Source organism: Mycobacterium sp. 852002-50816_SCH5313054-b, from assembly GCF_001667185.1.
GTDB lineage: Bacteria > Actinomycetota > Actinomycetes > Mycobacteriales > Mycobacteriaceae > Mycobacterium.
The window spans coordinates 23,008-40,795 of the sequence record NZ_LZIC01000059.1; the positions used below are offsets into that span (position 1 = coordinate 23,008).

The 17,788-nt window shown below is 67.5% G+C and carries 20 protein-coding genes and 1 pseudogene; 7 read left to right on the forward strand and 14 right to left on the reverse strand.

All coding sequences use genetic code 11. From position 1 onward, the window contains the following. Window positions 1–84: 84 nt before the first annotated feature. Window positions 85–642: a TetR/AcrR family transcriptional regulator gene (locus tag A5787_RS12410; protein ID WP_066966746.1), complete on the forward strand. Its 558-nt coding sequence runs from the start codon at window positions 85–87 to the stop codon at window positions 640–642. Between the two features lie 6 nt (window positions 643–648). Here A5787_RS12410 and A5787_RS12415 read toward each other — a convergent pair whose 3' ends face one another. Then, a complete protein-coding gene (locus A5787_RS12415; protein ID WP_082977187.1) occupies window positions 649–2,247 on the reverse strand; it encodes a DHA2 family efflux MFS transporter permease subunit in 1,599 nt (532 codons plus the stop codon). A 209-nt stretch (window positions 2,248–2,456) separates the two neighbouring features. Here A5787_RS12415 and A5787_RS12420 point away from each other — a divergent pair, with 209 nt between their 5' ends. Beyond that, entirely contained in the window at window positions 2,457–3,161 is a 705-nt protein-coding gene (locus tag A5787_RS12420) for a DUF2334 domain-containing protein (RefSeq protein ID WP_066966751.1), read from the forward strand. 48 nt (window positions 3,162–3,209) lie between these two features. Next, entirely contained in the window at window positions 3,210–4,877 is a 1,668-nt protein-coding gene (locus A5787_RS12425; RefSeq protein ID WP_066966754.1) for an FAD-binding dehydrogenase, read from the forward strand. 96 nt (window positions 4,878–4,973) lie between these two features. Here the strand turns inward: A5787_RS12425 and A5787_RS12430 are convergent, their stop codons facing one another. Continuing rightward, window positions 4,974–5,612, reverse strand: a complete 639-nt coding sequence (locus A5787_RS12430) for an MBL fold metallo-hydrolase (RefSeq protein ID WP_066966757.1) — start codon at window positions 5,610–5,612, stop codon at window positions 4,974–4,976. Here A5787_RS12430 and A5787_RS12435 point away from each other — a divergent pair. The 3 genes and pseudogenes from A5787_RS12435 to purQ all read left to right on the forward strand — a co-directional run bounded on the left by A5787_RS12435 (window position 5,589) and on the right by purQ (window position 7,264). After that, window positions 5,589–6,304: pseudogene (locus A5787_RS12435) on the forward strand (ATPase). The gene A5787_RS12430 and the pseudogene A5787_RS12435 overlap by 24 nt on opposite strands. A 49-nt stretch (window positions 6,305–6,353) precedes the next feature. Next, entirely contained in the window at window positions 6,354–6,593 is a 240-nt protein-coding gene (gene purS / locus A5787_RS12440; RefSeq protein WP_066966763.1) for a phosphoribosylformylglycinamidine synthase subunit PurS, read from the forward strand. Beyond that, window positions 6,590–7,264, forward strand: a complete 675-nt coding sequence (purQ, locus tag A5787_RS12445) for a phosphoribosylformylglycinamidine synthase subunit PurQ (protein ID WP_066966766.1) — start codon at window positions 6,590–6,592, stop codon at window positions 7,262–7,264. Before purS ends, purQ begins: the two co-directional genes overlap by 4 nt. On the opposite strand, the gene A5787_RS12450 is transcribed toward purQ, so the two are convergent. The 4 genes from A5787_RS12450 to A5787_RS27330 all read right to left on the reverse strand — a co-directional run bounded on the left by A5787_RS12450 (window position 7,231) and on the right by A5787_RS27330 (window position 10,585). After that, window positions 7,231–8,646 carry a wax ester/triacylglycerol synthase family O-acyltransferase gene (locus A5787_RS12450; RefSeq protein WP_197507091.1) on the reverse strand — a complete coding sequence of 472 codons (1,416 nt, stop codon included), beginning with the start codon at window positions 8,644–8,646 and terminating at the stop codon, window positions 7,231–7,233. The genes purQ and A5787_RS12450 overlap by 34 nt on opposite strands. Window positions 8,647–8,666: 20 nt before the next feature. After that, window positions 8,667–9,479 (reverse strand): lysophospholipid acyltransferase family protein, encoded by an 813-nt coding sequence (locus A5787_RS12455; RefSeq protein WP_066966772.1) that lies wholly within the window; start codon window positions 9,477–9,479, stop codon window positions 8,667–8,669. Window positions 9,480–9,654: 175 nt separating this feature from the next. After that, entirely contained in the window at window positions 9,655–10,125 is a 471-nt protein-coding gene (locus tag A5787_RS12460; protein WP_066966775.1) for a hypothetical protein, read from the reverse strand. Window positions 10,126–10,159: 34 nt separating this feature from the next. Beyond that, window positions 10,160–10,585: a hypothetical protein gene (locus A5787_RS27330; protein ID WP_156763910.1), complete on the reverse strand. Its 426-nt coding sequence runs from the start codon at window positions 10,583–10,585 to the stop codon at window positions 10,160–10,162. A gap of 207 nt (window positions 10,586–10,792) precedes the next feature. Between A5787_RS27330 and A5787_RS12470 the strand changes: the two genes are divergently transcribed. Continuing rightward, window positions 10,793–11,191, forward strand: coding sequence for a VOC family protein (locus A5787_RS12470; RefSeq protein ID WP_066966782.1), 399 nt, complete (start codon window positions 10,793–10,795; stop codon window positions 11,189–11,191). Here A5787_RS12470 and A5787_RS12475 read toward each other — a convergent pair. The 8 genes from A5787_RS12475 to A5787_RS12510 form a co-directional block, all read right to left on the reverse strand. After that, entirely contained in the window at window positions 11,185–11,652 is a 468-nt protein-coding gene (locus A5787_RS12475; protein ID WP_066966785.1) for a cupin domain-containing protein, read from the reverse strand. The genes A5787_RS12470 and A5787_RS12475 overlap by 7 nt on opposite strands. A gap of 3 nt (window positions 11,653–11,655) precedes the next feature. Next, window positions 11,656–13,110, reverse strand: coding sequence for an NAD(P)/FAD-dependent oxidoreductase (locus A5787_RS12480; RefSeq protein WP_066966788.1), 1,455 nt, complete (start codon window positions 13,108–13,110; stop codon window positions 11,656–11,658). Between the two features lie 2 nt (window positions 13,111–13,112). Next, the gene (locus A5787_RS12485; protein ID WP_066966791.1) at window positions 13,113–13,799 is read right to left on the reverse strand and encodes a haloacid dehalogenase type II; all 687 of its coding nucleotides are present in this window, start codon (window positions 13,797–13,799) and stop codon (window positions 13,113–13,115) included. A 2-nt stretch (window positions 13,800–13,801) separates the two neighbouring features. Beyond that, entirely contained in the window at window positions 13,802–14,395 is a 594-nt protein-coding gene (locus A5787_RS12490; RefSeq protein WP_231993948.1) for a TMEM175 family protein, read from the reverse strand. Window positions 14,396–14,406: 11 nt separating this feature from the next. Continuing rightward, window positions 14,407–15,276: a DUF427 domain-containing protein gene (locus tag A5787_RS12495; protein WP_066966794.1), complete on the reverse strand. Its 870-nt coding sequence runs from the start codon at window positions 15,274–15,276 to the stop codon at window positions 14,407–14,409. Between the two features lie 188 nt (window positions 15,277–15,464). Continuing rightward, window positions 15,465–16,121 carry a TetR/AcrR family transcriptional regulator gene (locus A5787_RS12500; RefSeq protein WP_066966797.1) on the reverse strand — a complete coding sequence of 219 codons (657 nt, stop codon included), beginning with the start codon at window positions 16,119–16,121 and terminating at the stop codon, window positions 15,465–15,467. Continuing rightward, window positions 16,114–16,806: a TetR/AcrR family transcriptional regulator gene (locus A5787_RS12505; RefSeq protein ID WP_066966800.1), complete on the reverse strand. Its 693-nt coding sequence runs from the start codon at window positions 16,804–16,806 to the stop codon at window positions 16,114–16,116. Before A5787_RS12505 ends, A5787_RS12500 begins: the two co-directional genes overlap by 8 nt. Before the next feature lie 41 nt (window positions 16,807–16,847). Continuing rightward, window positions 16,848–17,717, reverse strand: a complete 870-nt coding sequence (locus A5787_RS12510) for an alpha/beta fold hydrolase (protein WP_066966803.1) — start codon at window positions 17,715–17,717, stop codon at window positions 16,848–16,850. Between the last annotated feature and the right edge of the window lie 71 nt (window positions 17,718–17,788).

Genomic DNA, 17,788 nt, shown 5'->3' on the forward strand with positions numbered 1-17,788 from the left:
TCCAATCTAGACAGTGACAAGATTCTAGCACTCGAAGATAGCACCTATCTAGTCACTGTCAAGTTTGGCCGGTATGCTGGCGGCGTGAACCGCTACCACCACGGCGATCTGCGCGCGGTGATCCTCGCCGAGGCGGGGCGCCTGGTGGCCGAACGAGGCGCGGATGGGGTCTCGTTGCGCGAGTTGGCCCGCAGCGCGGGAGTTTCGCACGCCGCGCCGGCCCACCACTTCACCGATCGGCGGGGCTTGTTCACCGCGCTGGCGACCCAGGGATTCCAGCTACTGGCCGAGGCGCTGGCGAACGCTCGCGGCCGCTTCACCGACGCGGCCCTCGCCTACGTGCGGTTCGCCCTCGAGCACCCCGGCCACTATCAGGTGATGTTCAACAAGTCGCTGCTGGACGCCGCCGACAGCGAACTGGCCGCGGCCGAGGCCGCCGCCGGGTCCGAGCTATCCCGCGGCGTCGCGACCCTGCGGGACCCCAGCGCGCTGGCCGACCCCGCGGGCGCTCAACTGGCGGCGTGGTCACTGGTGCACGGGTTCTCGACGCTGTGGCTCAACGACGCGGTCAACGCCAACGTCAGGCAGGCCGACCCGATGGACGCCGTCGCGCGGATCGCAACGATGCTGTTCGAAGGGTGAGTGGCGCTAGTCGTGGGCCGTTTGAATCGCGGGCTGCTTCGGTAGGAACGCCGCCGGGATGATGGTGAACGTCACCAACACCACCGCGATCACGAATACCAGCGTGTAGGCGTGCGAAAGGTCGTGCAGCACACTGCCCGAGAAGCCTGGGGCCAGCGCCTGCGGGGGCACGGCGGACGGGTCGACCGGCACGCCGGTGGCGGCCGCTTTCTGCTGGAGCGTCGCGAGTTTACGTGCCGTGGCGATGTTCTCGCTGTGGTTGAACTGGTTGGTGAGGACCACCGACATCAACGCGGTTCCCATGGAACCGCCCACCTGATGGCTGACGCTCATCAGCGTTGTGCCGCGGGCGATCTGGTGCGGGGACAGCGCCTGCACCGACGCGACGGACAGCGGCATCATGGTGCAGCCCATGCCCAGCCCCATGATCGCCAGCCCGACCAGCAGCGTGGGCAGGTACGGGGTCTGCCTGGCCACCCCGAGGGCGAAGGTGCCCAGGCCGGCAATGATCAACGCGATGCCGACCAGCACGATCTTGCCCGGTCCCTGCCTGTCCACCAGCGGCCCGGTCAGCCGCATGGTCAGCATGGCTCCCAGTCCCTGCGGGATCATGTGGACGCCGGCCTGCATGGGCGTCTGGTGCAGTACCTGCTGGAAGTAGCTCGGCAGCAGCAAGCCCGCGCCGAAAAAGGCGGTGGCGAACAGCATCATCGTCACGTTGGCCTGGGTGATCACCTTGTTCTGGAACAGCCGCAGATCGATGAGGGGATGGTCGGCACGGCGCCGCGCGTGGACGACGAACGCGGCAATCAGCGCCAGGCCGACGGCGGCCGGGAGCAAGACGCGACGATCGGCCACGGTCCCGCAGCGCGGGACGGACGACACCGCGAACAGGAACGTCGCCAGCCCCGGCGACAGCAGCAGTCCGCCGACGACATCGAACGTTTCCGACCGCGCCGCTTGATCGCTGGGGAACACGATCGCGGCCAGCACCAGCGTTAACACCCCGATCGGCAGGTTGATCAGGAAAATCCATCTCCAGCTGGAGGTGTCGATGAGCCAGCCGCCCAGGATGGGCCCTCCGATCGGGGCGAGCAGCATGGGGATGCTCAGGATGGACATCAGGCGGCCGAGGCGCGCGGGGCCCGCTTCGCGGGTCATGATCATGAATCCCAGCGGCATCAGCATGCCGCCGCCGATGCCCTGCACCACTCGAAACACGATGAGCTGCACAATCGTTGACGCCAACGCGCACAGCAGCGAACCGAGGGCGAACGCCACCACCGATCCCATGAACAACCGTTTGGTGCCGAACCGGTCGGCCGCCCACCCCGTCAACGGAATCACCGACGCCAAGGCCAGGGTGTAGCCGGTCATGGTCCACGCGACGATGGCCTGGCTCGACCCGAATTGATCGATGAACGTGCGTTGCGCGACGGCGACGACCGTGACGTCCAGGATCGCCATCACGGTGGCCAGCAGGCACACCCCGGAGATCCGCAACAGCCTCGCGTCCAGTTTGTCGGGGAAGACATGGGCGCCCGGCGGCGGCGTAGAAGCGGTTGGCGGCGCGGTGTCGGCCGCTGCTGATCGGGCCTTGTCCATGGCGTTGCTTAGCATATCGAATCGATCGTGCGCCTCGGCGCCGGGACGCGTTTGCTGACCGGGCGTGCGGGCGGGCGCTGCGGGGCGCGTTCCGGCGCATCCACGCGGCCCTTTTCGCGGCTTCCGGACAGCGCCGACCTGGGCCGATATACGCCTGCTGTCTGCGTGTCCTTCACCGTCCCGACACCTGGAATCGTCAAACTGCGGGTGTGTCTGGAAAATTGATCGTCTCGGTGTCGGGGGTCGGCGAACGCACCCTGGACGACGCCCGGGCGTTCTGTGCCCAAATGGACGCCCGCAAGATTCCGGTTTCATTGCTGGTTGCTCCCCGGCTCAAGGGTGACTACCGGCTGGACCGGGACCCGCGCACCGTCGACTGGCTGACCGCCCGGCGGGCCGGTGGCGACGCCATCGTGCTGCACGGTTACGACGACCCCGCCACCAAGAAGCGTCGCGGCGAATTCGCGGTGCTGCGCGCCCACGAGGCCAACCTGCGGCTGATGGGCGCCGATCGAGTGCTCGAGCACCTCGGCCTGCGCACCCGGTTGTTCGCGGCGCCGGGTTGGGTGGTGTCACCGGGCGTGGTCAAGGCGTTGCCGCAGAACGGCTTCCGGCTGCTCGCCGATCTGCATGGGATCACCGACCTGGTCCGGCACCGCACCGACCGCAGCCGGGTGCTGGGCATCGGCGAGGGCTTCCTGACCGAACCGTGGTGGTGCCGGATGGTGGTGCTGTCCGCGGAGCGGATCGCGCGCCGCGGCGGCATCGTGCGGGTGGCGGTGGCCGCGCACCAATTGCGCAAGCCCGGCCCGCTGCAGGCGATGCTGGACGCCGTCGACCTCGCTCAGATGCACGGTTGCGCACCCGCTGTGTACCGGTGGCGGTCCGACAAGGCGATCCTCGACGCGGCCTGATCCGAGCGCCTGATCCGCCCCCGCCCGGGGGCATTACCCTGTTGCCACATGAGCGATTCTTGGGCCGCGCGCTTCGCCGCCGACGCGATCATCGTCGGTGCCGGGTTGTCGGGCCTGGTGGCCGCGTGCGAATTGGTGGAGCGCGGGCTGCGAGTGCTGATCGTCGACCAGGAGAACAGCGCCAATCTGGGCGGGCAGGCATTCTGGTCGTTCGGCGGCTTGTTCTTTGTCGACAGCCCGGAGCAGCGCCGCCTGGGTATCCGAGACAGTCACGAACTTGCCCTGCAGGATTGGCTCGGCACCGCGGCGTTCGACCGGCCGGAGGACTACTGGCCGCGCCAATGGGCGCACGCCTACGTCGATTTCGCGGCCGGGGAGAAACGCAGCTGGCTGCGTGCCCGCGGGCACAAGATTTTTCCGCTGGTGGGTTGGGCGGAGCGCGGCGGTTACGGTGCTCAAGGGCACGGCAATTCGGTGCCGCGTTTCCACATCACATGGGGTACCGGCCCGGCGCTGGTGGAAATCTTCGCGCGCCAGTTGCGTGACCGCTCGACGGTGCGCTTCGCGCATCGCCACCGGGTCGACGAGTTGATCGTCGAAGGCGACGCGGTGACCGGCGTCCGCGGCACCGTGCTGGAGCCGTCAACCGCCGCGCGCGGTGTGGCCTCGTCACGGAAAGTGGTGGGACAATTCGAGTTTCGCGCCTCCGCGGTGCTCGTGACCAGCGGGGGCATCGGCGGCAACCACGAGCTGGTGCGAAAGAATTGGCCCAAGCGGATGGGCCGGGTTCCCGAGCAATTGCTCGCCGGGGTGCCCGCGCATGTCGACGGCAGGATGATCGCCATTTCCCAGCGGGCCGGCGCGCGGGTGATCAACCCCGACCGGATGTGGCATTACACCGAGGGCATCACCAACTACGACCCGATCTGGCCGTTGCACGGCATCCGGATCATTCCGGGGCCGTCCTCGCTGTGGCTGGACGCATCCGGCAAGCGGTTGCCGGTCCCGCTGTATCCGGGCTTCGACACTCTGGGCACACTGGAGTACATCACCCGGTCCGGCCAGGACTACACCTGGTTTGTGTTGAACGCCAAGATCGTCGAGAAGGAGTTCGCGCTTTCCGGCCAGGAGCAGAATCCCGATCTGACCGGCCAGAGCGTGCGCGAGCTGCTGCGTAACCGGGCCAGCTCCGGGGCGCCCGGGCCGGTGCAGGCCTTCGTCGACCGCGGTGTGGATTTCGTCAGCGCGGATTCCTTGCGCGAGTTGGTGACCGCGATGAACAAGCTGCCCGATGTGGAGCCGCTCGACTACGCCACCGTCGAGGCCGAGGTCACCGCCCGCGACCGCGAGGTGGCCAACAGGTACAGCAAGGACGGCCAGATCACCGCGATCCGGGCCGCCCGCGGCTATATCGGGGACCGGGTGGGCCGGGTGGTCGCCCCGCACCGGTTGACCGATCCGAAGGCGGGCCCGATGATCGCGGTCAAGCTGCACATCCTGACCCGAAAGACGTTGGGCGGCATCGAGACCGACTTGGCCGGTCGGGTGCTCAAGGGCGACGGCACCCCGCTCACCGGGCTGTACGCGGCCGGCGAGGTCGCCGGATTCGGCGGCGGCGGCGTGCACGGCTACCGGGCGCTGGAGGGCACTTTCCTGGGCGGCTGCATCTTCTCCGGCCGCGCGGCGGGCCGCGGCGCCGCCGACGACATCACCTAGCTCCGCCCGCGGTGTGCGCCGGGTCTAGCCCTGGCCGAGCAGACGCAGAATCGCACGATTCGGGCTGCGAGAGTGCGATTCTGCGTCTGCTCGCGCTTAGAAGGTGACCGCGCTTTCTTCGGGCAGCACCTGGAAGTCGGTGCTGGTCATCTCGGTGAGACGGCCGTAGTAGATGCCCCTGGCATCCGGGGCGATAATGCCCTGGTGGATGGGCACCGCGCGGGCCGGCGCCACCGCGCGCAGGTAGTCGACGGCCTCGGCGATCTTCATCCACGGGGCCGCAGCGGGGGCGGCCAGGACATCCACCGGCTCGTCGGGGACGAAGAGCGCGTCGCCGGGATGCATCAGCCGCGCCGGATGGTCTGAATCACCGATCAGAAACGAAATGTTTTCGATCACTGGGATTTCCGGGTGGATCACGGCGTGCCGGCCGCCCACGGCCCGCACGGTCAGCTGCCCGATTTGCAGCTCGTCGCCGACGTGCACCGCCCGGCACGGCGCGCCCAGCTGCGCGGTGGTTTGCGGATCGGCGTAGAGCGCGGCGTCCGGGTTGCCCTCGAGCAGCGACGGGAGCCGCCCGACGTCGACGTGGTCGGGGTGCTGGTGGGTGATCAGGATGGCGGTCAGGCCGGTGATTCCCTCGAAACCGTGCGCGAAGGTACCCGGATCAAAAAGCACACGCGTGTTGTCGAACTCGGCAAGTAGGCATGAGTGGCCGAAATGCGTCAGTTGCATGACTACGATTGTGCCCCGACGGAGGGGTGATGCCGATGCGGGTGATCCTGGCCTCGATGCTGCTCGCCCTGGCTGCCGTGGCACCCGCGCACGCAGACCCGGAGACTTGCCCGACCACCTGCGACCAGATCCCGAACAGCGCGTGGATACAGCAGCGCGCGGTGCCGCTGGACGCCGTCTACAACTGGCCCGCGCTGGCCGGTGCGGAGATCCCCCTGACCGGGACGGGGACGGCGAGGTTTCGGTTCGAGGAGCTGTGTGACTCACCGGCGCTGCCGCAGGACCCCCGGGACTACGCGGTCGCGGCGCGCGTGACGGTGGCTCACCCGGAGGGCCAGTGGCAGCTGCAGGCGGAAATCCTGCACTGGCGTGGTGACACGGCCCGCGGCGGCCAGCTGGCGGCTTCGGTGTTCAGCACTGCCGTCGGCGCGCTGCGCGCGTGCCAGCAGCGCGCACCCGCGGAGTCGCCGTCGATCACAAGTGACGAACCGAACCGGATGGCGGCGGTCATCGGCGGTCCGGTCGTCATGCACACCTACCTGGTCGCCCACGCGGCGAGCAGCACCGTCACCGAGCTCACGCTGTGGTCGTCGGGGCCGCCGCAGGTGTCCTGGCCGGCGATGGGTGACGATCCCGTGCTGAACGCTCTGACCGCGCCGCTGTGCGACGCCTACATCGCCTCGTGTCCGTGACCCTGCCGGTAGAGTTGGCGCCGAGATCAATCCTGAGGAGGAGCGCCCGGTGAGCCGTGTGGTCGTTCATGTGATGCCCAAAGCGGAGATTCTGGACCCGCAGGGTCAGGCGATTGTCGGTGCGCTGGGACGGCTCGGTCACCCCGGTATCTCAGAAGTCAGGCAGGGCAAGCGGTTTGAGCTCGAGGTGGATGACACGATCGGTGACGCCGAGCTCGCCGAGATCGCCGAATCGCTGTTGGCGAACACGGTGATCGAGGACTGGACGATCAGCCGGGAGCCGCAGTGACAGCACGGATCGGCATCATCACCTTCCCGGGGACGCTCGACGACGTGGACGCCGCCCGCGCGGCGCGACGCGTCGGGGCCGAGGCGGTCGCTCTGTGGCACGCCGACGCCGACCTCAAGGGGGTCGACGCGGTGGTGGTGCCCGGCGGGTTTTCCTACGGCGACTACCTGCGCGCCGGCGCGATCGCCCGGTTCGCACCGGTGATGGCCGAAGTCGTCGACGCCGCGCGCCGCGGCATGCCGGTCCTGGGTATTTGCAATGGTTTTCAGGTGCTCTGCGAGGCCGGCTTGTTGCCGGGGGCCCTGACCCGCAACGCGGGTTTGCACTTCGTCTGCCGCGATGTGTGGCTGCGCGTCGCGTCGACCTCGTCGGCCTGGACGTCGCGCTTCGAGTCCGATGCGGACCTGCTGGTGCCGCTGAAGTCCGGTGAGGGCCGCTACGTGGCGCCGGAGAACGTGGTCCATGAGCTGGAGGGCGAGGGCCGGGTGGTGTTTCGCTACCACGACAACCCCAACGGCTCGCTGCATGACATCGCCGGCATCAGCTCCGCCAACGGTCGCGTCGTCGGGCTGATGCCGCACCCCGAGCACGCCATCGAGGCGCTGACGGGCCCCTCCGACGACGGCCTGGGCCTGTTCTATTCGGCGCTGGACTCCGTGCTGGCCGCCTGAGCGGAAACTTCTGCCGCACTGCGTAATTCGTCGAATGCGCCGACGAGCGCGTCGGTCGCTTCGTGCGGGTCGTCGAATGTCTGGTCGTCGGTGAGCACCGCGATGCCGAGCTGGTCGACGTAGCTCCACACGGTGATGTTGACCGGCGCACCGGGCGACAGCACGCCGGTCGAGTAGATTTCGCTGACCGTTGCCCCCCCGAAGTGGCCACGCTCCCGCGGGCCCACCACGCTGGACACCGCCACGTTCATCATTTTGTTGGGTGCGTCCCGCCGGCCCAGCCACCGGAACGCGGTGGGGGCGAGTGCGGTCGGCAGATAGGCCATCATTCGCCCGTACAGCCGCGGGCCCATGATTTCGTGGTCTTCCTTGGCGATTTGGGTCGCCAGCGACACCAGCCGAGCCCGTTGCGTGGGGTCGGCGATGTGCACGGGCAGCGAGATGGACAGGCCGCTGATCTCGTTGCCGGTGACCCGGTCCGACTTGTCGGTCGCGGTCGGCACCGACGCGATGATCGGCCGGTCGGCCGCTCCGTCGTAGGCCAACAGCAGCTTTCGCAGCCCGCCGGCCGCCGTCGCCAACACCACGTCGTTCATCGTGATGCCCAGCGCCTTGGCCGTCGCCTTGACGCCGGACAGCGGCAGCGCCGCGCTGGCGAATCGTCGCCGCGGCGACACGACGTGGTTGAGGAAGGTGGCCGGCGCGTCGAACGCATCGGCCAGGTCGGGCTGCTCTCCGCGCGCGCGGGACCGGCGCCGCACCCGCGTCAACCCCACGGCCGCGTCCCTGATCAGGCCCGGCAGTGCGGCGACCTGGCGGCCGTGGTCGCGCGCCGCGGCGCGCAGCAGCTCCGCCGTCGACGGTGTGGCGCCGGCGTCGTCGTTGTCCCGCTCGTCCGTCGGCCCGTCCTTGAGGTCCATCGCGCGCGCCAGCAGGTTCACCGAGGCAACGCCGTCCGCCAGCGCGTGGTGAATCTTGCCGATCAAAGCGAACCGGCCCCCGGCCAGTCCCTCGGCGAAGTGAAACTCCCACAGCGGACGGCCGCGATCCAGCGGCGTGGAGGCGATTTCGCCGATGAGATCGTCGAGTTCCCGCCGTCCGCCCGGTGCGGGCACGCGCACCCGCCGCAGGTGGTAGTCCAGGTCGACTTCGCAGCCCTCCTGCCACATCGGGTGATGCAGGTGCCAGGGAATGTCGACGAGCTTGTAGCGCAACGGTTCCAGCAGATGCAGGCGGCGGCGCACGTGGTGACGAAACGCCTCGAAACCGAAATCAGCCGCGGACTCGGTGGGGTCGAGGATCGCAACCTTCAACGTGTGGGTGTGCAGGTTCGGGGTCTCGCTGTACAGCAGCATGGCGTCCATGCCATTGAGCCTCTTCACACGCCACCTCGCCGTGGCGTTCAGCCCAGAATCGGGAAGCGGCGCTGGCCGGCCAGCCGTTTGAGCGCGGCCTCCATCACGGCGCGCACGTGCGCGTCGACCTCGTCGACATCGGGGTCTTTGCCGAAGCGGGCGGTGACGTCGATGGGCTCGAGCACCTCGGTGACGATCTTTGCCGGCAGCGGCAGGTTGGGCGGAAAGACCACGCTCGGACCGAACGGAAAGCCGAAGCTGACCGGCAGAATGTTGATCCGGGCCTTCGTGAGTCGCAACGTGCGCGCCAGCCAGTTGCCGCGAGTCAGGAACAGCTGGGTCTCCTGGGCGCCGATGGAGACGGTGGGCACGATCGGTACCCCCGCCTCGATGGCGGTCCTGACGTAACCGGTGCGGCCGTCGAAGTCGATGGTGTTCGCGCTGAAGGTGGACCGGTAGGCGTCATAATCGCCGCCCGGGAAGACCAACACGACAGCGCCCGAATGCAGGGCAGCGGCGGCGTTTTGCCTGCTCGCCTCGATGACCCCGAGGCGGCGCAGCCAGCCGTCCAGTGGGCCGATGAACAGGCCGTAGTGGGCCAGCGTGTAGACGGGGCGGTCGTAGCCGAACCTGTCGTAGAAGGCCGGCGCGAAGATCAACACGTCGGGTGTCAGCATGCCGCCCGAGTGGTTGGACACCACGAGCGCCCCACCGGTCGCGGGGACTTTCTCGATGTTGCGTACCTCGGCGCGGTACCACCGCTTGATGACGGGGCCGACGGCTTTGGCAACCTGTTCGGTGAAGGCCGGATCCCACTTGGTGGTTTCCTGAGTGGGGGCCTCCGCGCCGGTGCCGTTCATGGCCCCCCGCTGCCGTGTTCCTGCCATTCGCTATTGATTGCCGGTGAGGCGCCGGTCCCAAACCTCCGCTGGCTGTGACATAGCCTACTCTCCGTTTTAGAGAATGTCGTATCCGTTTGCTGAAGCGACGGAACGGCGGGCGGCCGCGCCTCGGCGATGTCTGGCGCCAGACCCCTCAGCCGGCGTCACACAACAACGGATGCCCCGCCGACGGCAATTCGACGGCGGGACCCAACTGGCCGAACAGGTCGATCGCGTCCGCGATCGCGCCATCGACGAAGGACGCGAAATCCCCGAACGCGACGCCTTTTCGGATCCATTGCGACCTGCGCGCCACCACGCCGATGCGCTGCGGGTCGGATGACCCGTGCACGATCGCGATCACCCCGCGGTCCTGCGCATTCCACGTGTCGGCGAAGTGTGTCAGCCAGGGACGGTCGGAGGCGGGAAAAAAACATGCGGGGGTCACCCGGATCATCAACACGTCGCCGTGTGTCGGGCAGACCTCGAGGTGGACGTGCAGCTTCCGCGGATGGGTATTGGCGACGTAGAAAAACTCGCCGTCGTGATGGCCCCGGAAATACCGGCTGCCGCGCGTGCGCAGGTAGCGTTCGACCAGGTCTGCGCAGAGCGGCTCACTCGTCATGAGTTAGATGGTGAGGCCGGCGGCTTTGCGGATCCTAGGAGCCGAGCCAGTCGGGACCGAAGAAATTGTTGAGAATTGGCTGAGCGAACCGACGGCTGCGTGCCCGTACCGTTAGTCGCCTTAGTCCCAATAGTGACTTCACTTTTCTACCGTTGGTTGCAGAAGAAAAAGGGGGTGTCGTCTTTGACTGCAAACTATCGATCCGGGGGTCGGCATGCCGAAGGCCGCCCGGCATGACCACGGCGACGCCTACGCACGCGTTCGGCTTGCCGGATGGTGAATCGGAGGTAAGCCCCGGGACTGCCTTGGCCGTAAGAAACCAAGCGACAACCTGGCCAGCCGAGACCGTCATGCCGCGCTGGCGACCCAGCGAAGACGAAATCGTGCGCGCGGCAATCACGGTGATATTGGTGGCCCTTGGGACCATCATCGCGCTGGCCGCAATGGCGATCTTGACCATGGGCTAGCGAGGACAGCGCTGATGGCCGACAAGTCACGCCCGATCGCGCTGCCGCGCCGCACCCCGCCAGATCGGCCGCATCGAGATCGCGCGCCCGTGCTCATGAGACGTAGTCAGACGTGTTGTGGCATGTTGTCAACGCCGCGCGCCACGCTCGAAGGTGGGGCGACGGGACCGACAACGCCACACCGATCGGGAGGGCCGAACGTGGGATTCGCGGTGGAACGGATCGACCATATCGTGCTGAACTGCAAGGACGTCGAGGCCACCGCGTCGTGGTACGAGCGCGTCCTGGGCATGCGTCGGGAGACCTTCGGGCCGGCTGGGAGGACGGCCGTCGGCTTCGGAAACCAGAAGATCAACCTGCGACCGGTGGGGGCGCTGGCCGACGATCCCGACTGGGTCACCGGATCCGTCGAAGCCGCCGGCTCCGCAGACCTGTGCTTCATCACGCGGGCAACGCCGGACGAGGTCCGCGCCCATCTCGCCGGGTGCGGCGTCGACATCGTATCGGGGCCCGTAACCAAAACGGGTGCGCTGGGGCCGATGACCTCGCACTACTGCCGTGACGTCGACGGGAACCTCGTCGAAATCGCCGTCTACTGAGTGCTTTCCAGCGGATACAGCTCGGGAAGATTGATCACGACGGCCTCCTGGGTGCTGCGCGCTATGACGACTTCCGCGGGGGAGTCCGGGTCGGGATTCTCTTCCCGGTGCGGGAGATACGGCGGGATGAAGACGTAATCGCCGGGCGCGGTGGAGATGCGAACCTCTTGAACGCCGTCGTGAAAGACGAACTCCGGGTGGCCGCTTCGCACGTAGACCGCAGTCTCCGAGTCGCCGTGATGGTGGTTTGACGAAACGGTCGCCGGTGACGCGTGTGTCTCGCCCATCCACAGCTTCTCGGCGCCGACCGACTTGCCGGACAGCGCGGCGAAGCGGCGCAGGCCCTCCGATTGCGCGGTGTCGGAGCTGATCTCCGACGCCTTGACGTGGTGCACCCGGTTGCGGGTGACCTCCGCTGCCGCGTCGCCGAAGTCCGGATGGAACCCATCTGAAGTCGCCATGCGTCAATTATTGTCCGCCGCGTCCCGATCGGCCTCGAGCAGTCTCAGCCACAGTTCGCTGACCGTCGGGAAGCAGGGGACGGCGTGCCACAACCGGTCGACGGGCACCTGGGCGGCCACGGCGATGGTGGCCGAGTGCAGCATCTCGGTGACCCCGGGACCGACCAGTGTCACGCCGAGCAGGTGGCTGCGATCCACATCGACCACCATCCGCGCCCGACCGGTGTATCCGTCCGCGTAGAGCTTGGCTCCCATGACGACGTCTCCGATCTGCACGTCGACCGTGCGGATCCGGTGGCCGGCGTCCTCGGCCTGCCGGGCCGTCAGCCCGACGGCGGCGGCTTCCGGGTCGGTGAAGAAGGCCTGCGGCACGGCGCAGTGGTCGGCGGTGGTCGCGTGCGCGCCCCACGGCGAGGTGTCCAATGGCTGTCCCGCGGCGCGGGCCCCGATCGCCGCCCCGGCGATGCGGCCTTGGTACTTGCCCTGGTGGGTCAGCAGGGCCCGGTGATTGACGTCACCCGCCGCATAGAGCCAACCGTCCTCGATGGCCCCCACCCGGCAGGTGTCGTCGACGTCGAGCCAACTGCCCGGCGTCAGCCCGACCGTCTCCAGGCCGATGTCGTCGGTGAGCGGCGCCCGGCCCGTGGCGAAAAGCACTTCGCTGACGCGCAATTCGGATCCGTCGTCCAATTCGAGGGCTACCTGTCCGCCGTCGGGGCGGCGCAGGGCGCGCACCGATGCCCCCAGGCGCACGTCCACTCCGGCCTCGGTGAGTCCGCGGGCGATCAGTTCGCCCACGAAGGGCTCCATCCGGGGCAGCAGTCCGGAACCGCGAGCGAGCAGGGTTACCTGGGAGCCCAATCCTTGCCAGGCGGTGGCCATTTCGACGCCCACGCCGCCGGCGCCGACGACGGCGAGCCGTTCCGGGACATAGCTGCTGTCGGTGGCCTCGCGGTTGGTCCACGGTTTGGCCTCGGTGATGCCGGGCAGGTCGGGGAGCGCGGGCCGGCTGCCGGTGCAGACCACGACCGCGTGCCGCGCGGTCAGTACCGGCTGCTCGCCCCCGGGCGTGCTGACGGCGACTCGTCGGGGCCCGGCCAGCCGGCCGTGCCCGCGTATCAGGGTGGCGCCGATGCCACTCACCCAGTCGGCCTGGCCGCTGTCGTCCCAGTCGCTGACGTAGCGGTCGCGGCGGCCGAACACACCCGCGCTGCTGATGACACCCGTGACCGCCTCCCGTGCGCCGTCGACGCGGCGGGCGTCGGAGACGGCGATGACCGGCCGCAGCAACGCCTTACTGGGTACGCACGCCCAATACGAACATTCGCCCCCGACGAGTTCGCGCTCCACCATCGCAACGCTGAGGCCGGTGGCGCGGGCGCGCTCGGCGACGTTCTGCCCGATCGGCCCGGCGCCGAGCACGATGACGTCGTAGTCGCGTTCGAAATCCGCTGCCATAGTCAGCGCCGCCCTTCGATGAGTCGCTCGGCCAGCTCGCGCAGGTCGCTCACCACGAGCGTCGGCTGGGGCAGCCCGTCGACGGGCAGCGGTGGATTGCCCGGCCGGGTGATGAGGGCCGAGCTGTAGCCGACATTGTGCGCGCCGAGGGTGTCCCACACGTGGGCGGCGACCATCATGCAAGCGGCGGGAGCGGCGCCCAGCGTTTCGCATACGTAGCGGTACACCGCCGGGGCCGGCTTGAAGGCGCGGCAGGCGTCGACGCTCAACTGACGTTCGAAGAAGCCGCCCAACCCCGAATTCTGCAGCGCCGTCGGCCCGTTCGGGTTTGGTGGAGAATTGGTCAGGGTGACAAGGCGAAATCCGTTGTCGCGCAGAGCGGCAAGCCCCTCCGCCGCATCCGGATGTGCCGGCATGGTGAGCAGGCCGGTCTTCAGGCGACGCAGGTCGTCGTCAGTGACGTCGACGCGGTGGACGTCGCCGAGCATGCGCAGCACGCCCCGGGCGAGCGTCGAGAAGTCCACGTAGCTCTCCGCCAGGGTCGCCGTCATCGAGTACATGACGAGCTGGGCGAACCATTCGCGGAGCACCCGTTCGTCGCCGAACCGCTCTCTGAAAAGCGGTGCCAGGGAGCCGATATCGAGGAGCGTCTCGTTGACATCGAAGACAAGCACGGACGGTGTCGGCATAGCTAGGCCTCGGCATTCTTCGGCGGGTGAACATCCGGCCGCAAGTACCCGACCAGACACAAACAGATCAACGCCATCCCGACGACTGGCCACCAGAGCGCGACGACGGCCGCCGTCGCGAAGACGCCGATCGTGACGAACGATCGCATCCGCAGCAGCCTACGCATGCGCTGCGTGACGTCGTCGTGCGAGGGCCGGTCGACCACTTCGAAACAGAGCGCGACGTAGGTGACGTTGACGAGGACGAACACGGACGCGTACAGGGTCACGGGCGCGGCGGAAAGCCGGCTGTCGGCGATCCACTCGGTGGTGATCGGGATCAGCGACACCGAAAAGAGGTGCGCAAAATTGGACCACACCAGCCGCGGCGTCGCCTCCCGCGCGTAGCTGAATAGATGATGGTGGTTGACCCACACGATCGCGATGAACAGATAGCTGACCACATAGCTCAGACCCGTGGGCCACAACGGGAGTAGGGCGTTGAAGGTGGGCGCCGTCGGCGGTTTGAGCTCCAACACCAGGATCGTGATGATCACCGCGAACACACCGTCGGAAAATGCCCCCACCCGGTCCGGACCGGTCTTTCGCGCAGCCACGCCCTGCCCCTTCATGCCGGCGTCTTGCGGAGTACCTCATCGGTGTCGAGTCGCCGGTCGACACCGTGGGGAAGGACGGTTTGGCCGGGCTCGAGTTGTAGCTGTTTGCCGTCGAGGTATACGTCGATCTTGTCGGGCTCGAAGGACACCAGATTCGTCACCCGGCCTACTTCCGGCCACGCGTTGACGTAGGACCACGCGGCGCGCTGGTGGCCACCGATGTCGTAATAGGAACATATCCCCTTGTATGGGCAAAAGGTTTGGAGATCAACGAGTTTGAGCGCGGATTCGTCGATGTCCTCGCGCGCGGCGTACCAGCGGGGTGCAAAGCCGGATTCGTATAGCGCCAGTGGATGCTTCGTGTCGGCGATCACCTGCTCGCCGTCCCGGACAACCAGGTGCCTTGAGGTGGACCGGATGTCGATGCGGTGGTAGGCGTCGGCGGCATGTCCGACGATGCGTTCGTTTTCTTCGTAGAATGCGTCCATCGCGCGCCATGCGAATGCCAGCCGACCGTCCAGAACCGCCGCATGCTGCGGCAGCGCCGTGTGTTGCCACGCGCTGTGATTGGTCTCGCGTTCGGCAACTTTGGCGGTGAACCACTGAGTTTCGCCGAGATCCTGGTGCTGGGTGACCCGGTCCTCGGCCGTCAAGATTCCCGCTTCGATGTCGCCGACGGGGAAGTAGGCAACCGGGTAGCGTCCCGGCTCGTGTAACAGGATGACGTCCTCGCTGTCGGCGATCCACCGGTCCGCGAAGCGCACCCGCATGTGGCGACGCAATGGCTCGGCGAACAGCAGCCGCGGCGGCATGGGCTGCCCGGTGAGAAAGTGGCCCACCGATCCGGATGCCAGGGGTCCTTGTTGCCATGCCAAACCCACTGCGGTGTCCCCTCGTTAGCGAAAGCTGTTCCATGACAACAACGACCTTGCCGCCGACCTCTCCCGACTCGGCCATCGGGTGGTGGACGTCGGATATGGCCGCCGACAACATCGAGTTGAATGGGCTATCTAACCCAATATTATGGGCTGAAAGGCCCAATCTGTCTAGGGTGGGCCCTCGCAGTCCGTTAAGGCTTAGGTTTGCGGAGCCTTTTGCGGGGCGTGGGAGGTACTGCGAAGGAGCGCACGTAGTCGACGGCCGCGTTGACGGCCGATCGCAACGGCTCGGGGTCACCGGTGGCATGCGTGACCATCGCGCCGCCCTGGTGCGCGACCACCAGCGACACGGCCAGGTGTCGCGGGTCGGCGTCGGGACGCAGGTCGCCGCGGCTCCGCATCGCCTCGATACCCGCCTGAAACAGCCCGATCCAGTGGTCGTAGCCGGCGGAGAGATCGTCGTGCAATTCGTCGTCGGCGTCGATCAACTCGCCGGCCAACGAGCCGTAGACGCAACCGCCGACGCGGTATATCGGGTCGATGTTGGCCACGCACGCGTCGGCCCACGCTCGCAGGGCTTCGATGCTGTCGAGGCCGCCCAACGACGGTTGCGTGTGGAAGGCGCGCACGTCGTCGCGCCGGCTGGCGACGACCTGGCGGGTGAGATCGCGCTTGTCGTCGAAGTAGTGCGAGATCTGCGATCCGCCCACGTCGGCGACGCGTCGCACCTGGTCGATGCTGGTATTCGCGACGCCGCGCTCGAACATGAGCCGCGCGGCGACATCGACGATCCGTGCCCGGGTCGCCAATCCCTTGCGGGTGAACCGAGATTCGCTGTCGTCATTCATGTTGCCGCCCGCGCCGGCCCCGGGCGCGCCGGGCGGCCCGCGGAACCCGTTCGGCGGAATCGGTGGCGAACGTCCGCAGATAGTTGACCGCGAAACGGACGGCGTCGGCATGCGGCCATTCCTCGCGATAGGTGAAGGACAGGGTGCCACCCCCTTGGTGAGCGCTGACGATCACCAGCGCTATCCGTCGCGGGTCGGCATCCCGGACTAGCACACCGCCATCCTTCATGCGCTGGATCGACTCCTCGAGCAGGTCGACCCACTGCCAATAGCCCCACCCCAGCGTTTCGCGCGTCGCTTCGTCGGATTTCGCCAGCTGCGCGGCGAGGGCGTGGTAGGTGGGGGTGCCGAAGTAGCCGATCCGTCCGAGGTAACGCATGTTGAGATCGATCCACCGCTCGAAATCATCAAACGACTGCAGGCCGCGAAGTTTGGGCTGGCGGTGAAAATCGAGGACCACGCCGATCTGACGCCGGATCACCGCGCGGATCAGCGCGCTCTTGTCCGTGAAATAGTGCGCGAGTTGCGAGCCGCTGACCGCCGCCGCCCTGCGCACGTTTTCCATGTTCGATGCCGACAGTCCCTCGGTGACGATCAGCTGGGCGGCCGACTCCACGATCCGGTCACGGGTGGCACGCCCCTTGGCGGTCAACCGTTGTTCGTCCTGAACATCGGGATGGACCATCGCGCCAGGCTAACCCCCAGTCCCGCGAAACTATGGGATATTCAACCCATTGATGCCCTGCCGAGGAAGTTGCGGACCAGCCCGGCGACTTCGTCCAGCGCGGACTCGAGCAGGAAGTGTCCGCCGTCGAGCACGCGAATCTCCGCGTCGGGCAAATCGTCGGCGAACGCCTCGGCGCCGGCCGGGCCGAAGATTTCGTCACCGCGACCCCACGCCGCCAGCAGCGGCACCCGCGTGGCGCGGAAGTACTCGTGCAGGCGCGGATAGAGCGGCGCGTTGGTGGCGTAATCGCGCAGCAGCTTCAGCTGCACCTCGTCGTTGCCGGGACGGGAGATCAGCGCGTAGTCGTGATGCCAGGTGTCGGGGTCGACGAGTGTCTCATCGGCTACGCCGGTGAGGTATTGCCATCGGGTGGCGTCCAGCGTGAAGAACTGCCGAACCGCGGCCTCGGTGTCGGATGTCGGTTCATTTTGATAGGCCCACACCGCCTTCCAGAAGCTTTCGACGAATCCCGCGTCATAGCCGTTGCCGTTCTGGGTGACGATCGCCGTGATGGCGGACGGATCGCGCAGCGCCAGGCGCCAACCGATCGGGGCGCCGTAGTCCTGTACATACATGGCGTAGCGATTGATGCCGAGTGCACGCAGCAGGCCCGCCGTCAGATCCGTGAGCGCATCGAACGTGTAGTCGAACTCCTCGACCGGGGGTGCGTCCGAGAGCCCGAAGCCAAGATGGTCGGGCGCGATCACGTGGTAGCGATCGGCCAGGGCCGGTATCAGGTTCCGGAACATGTAGGAGCTGGTGGGGAACCCGTGCAACAGCACCAGCGCAGGGGCTCCTGGGTCGCCGGCCTCGCGGAAGAACAGTCGATGACCGTCAACCGATGTGTAGCGATGGTGGACAGAGGCCATGAGGTTCCCTTCTCGGCCATGAATTCGGGCAGCTGGGCCCGGCCTGAGGCATTCTGGGTTGTTCATCCCAG

Excerpts from the sequence above, each read along its gene's own strand:
- A5787_RS12460 (WP_066966775.1), bottom strand. The coding sequence starts at position 10,125 with ATGACGAGTGAGCCGCTCTGCGCAGACCTGGTCGAACGCTACCTGCGC.
- A5787_RS12480 (WP_066966788.1), bottom strand. The coding sequence starts at position 13,110 with ATGGCAGCGGATTTCGAACGCGACTACGACGTCATCGTGCTCGGCGCC.
- A5787_RS12430 (WP_066966757.1), bottom strand. The coding sequence starts at position 5,612 with ATGCAACTGACGCATTTCGGCCACTCATGCCTACTTGCCGAGTTCGAC.
- A5787_RS12510 (WP_066966803.1), bottom strand. The coding sequence starts at position 17,717 with ATGGCCTCTGTCCACCATCGCTACACATCGGTTGACGGTCATCGACTG.
- A5787_RS12500 (WP_066966797.1), bottom strand. The coding sequence starts at position 16,121 with ATGAATGACGACAGCGAATCTCGGTTCACCCGCAAGGGATTGGCGACC.
- A5787_RS12455 (WP_066966772.1), bottom strand. The coding sequence starts at position 9,479 with ATGAACGGCACCGGCGCGGAGGCCCCCACTCAGGAAACCACCAAGTGG.
- A5787_RS27330 (WP_156763910.1), bottom strand. The coding sequence starts at position 10,585 with ATGGTCAAGATCGCCATTGCGGCCAGCGCGATGATGGTCCCAAGGGCC.
- A5787_RS12505 (WP_066966800.1), bottom strand. The coding sequence starts at position 16,806 with ATGGTCCATCCCGATGTTCAGGACGAACAACGGTTGACCGCCAAGGGG.
- A5787_RS12475 (WP_066966785.1), bottom strand. The coding sequence starts at position 11,652 with ATGGCGACTTCAGATGGGTTCCATCCGGACTTCGGCGACGCGGCAGCG.
- A5787_RS12425 (WP_066966754.1), top strand. The coding sequence starts at position 3,210 with ATGAGCGATTCTTGGGCCGCGCGCTTCGCCGCCGACGCGATCATCGTC.
- A5787_RS12485 (WP_066966791.1), bottom strand. The coding sequence starts at position 13,799 with ATGCCGACACCGTCCGTGCTTGTCTTCGATGTCAACGAGACGCTCCTC.
- A5787_RS12415 (WP_082977187.1), bottom strand. The coding sequence starts at position 2,247 with ATGGACAAGGCCCGATCAGCAGCGGCCGACACCGCGCCGCCAACCGCT.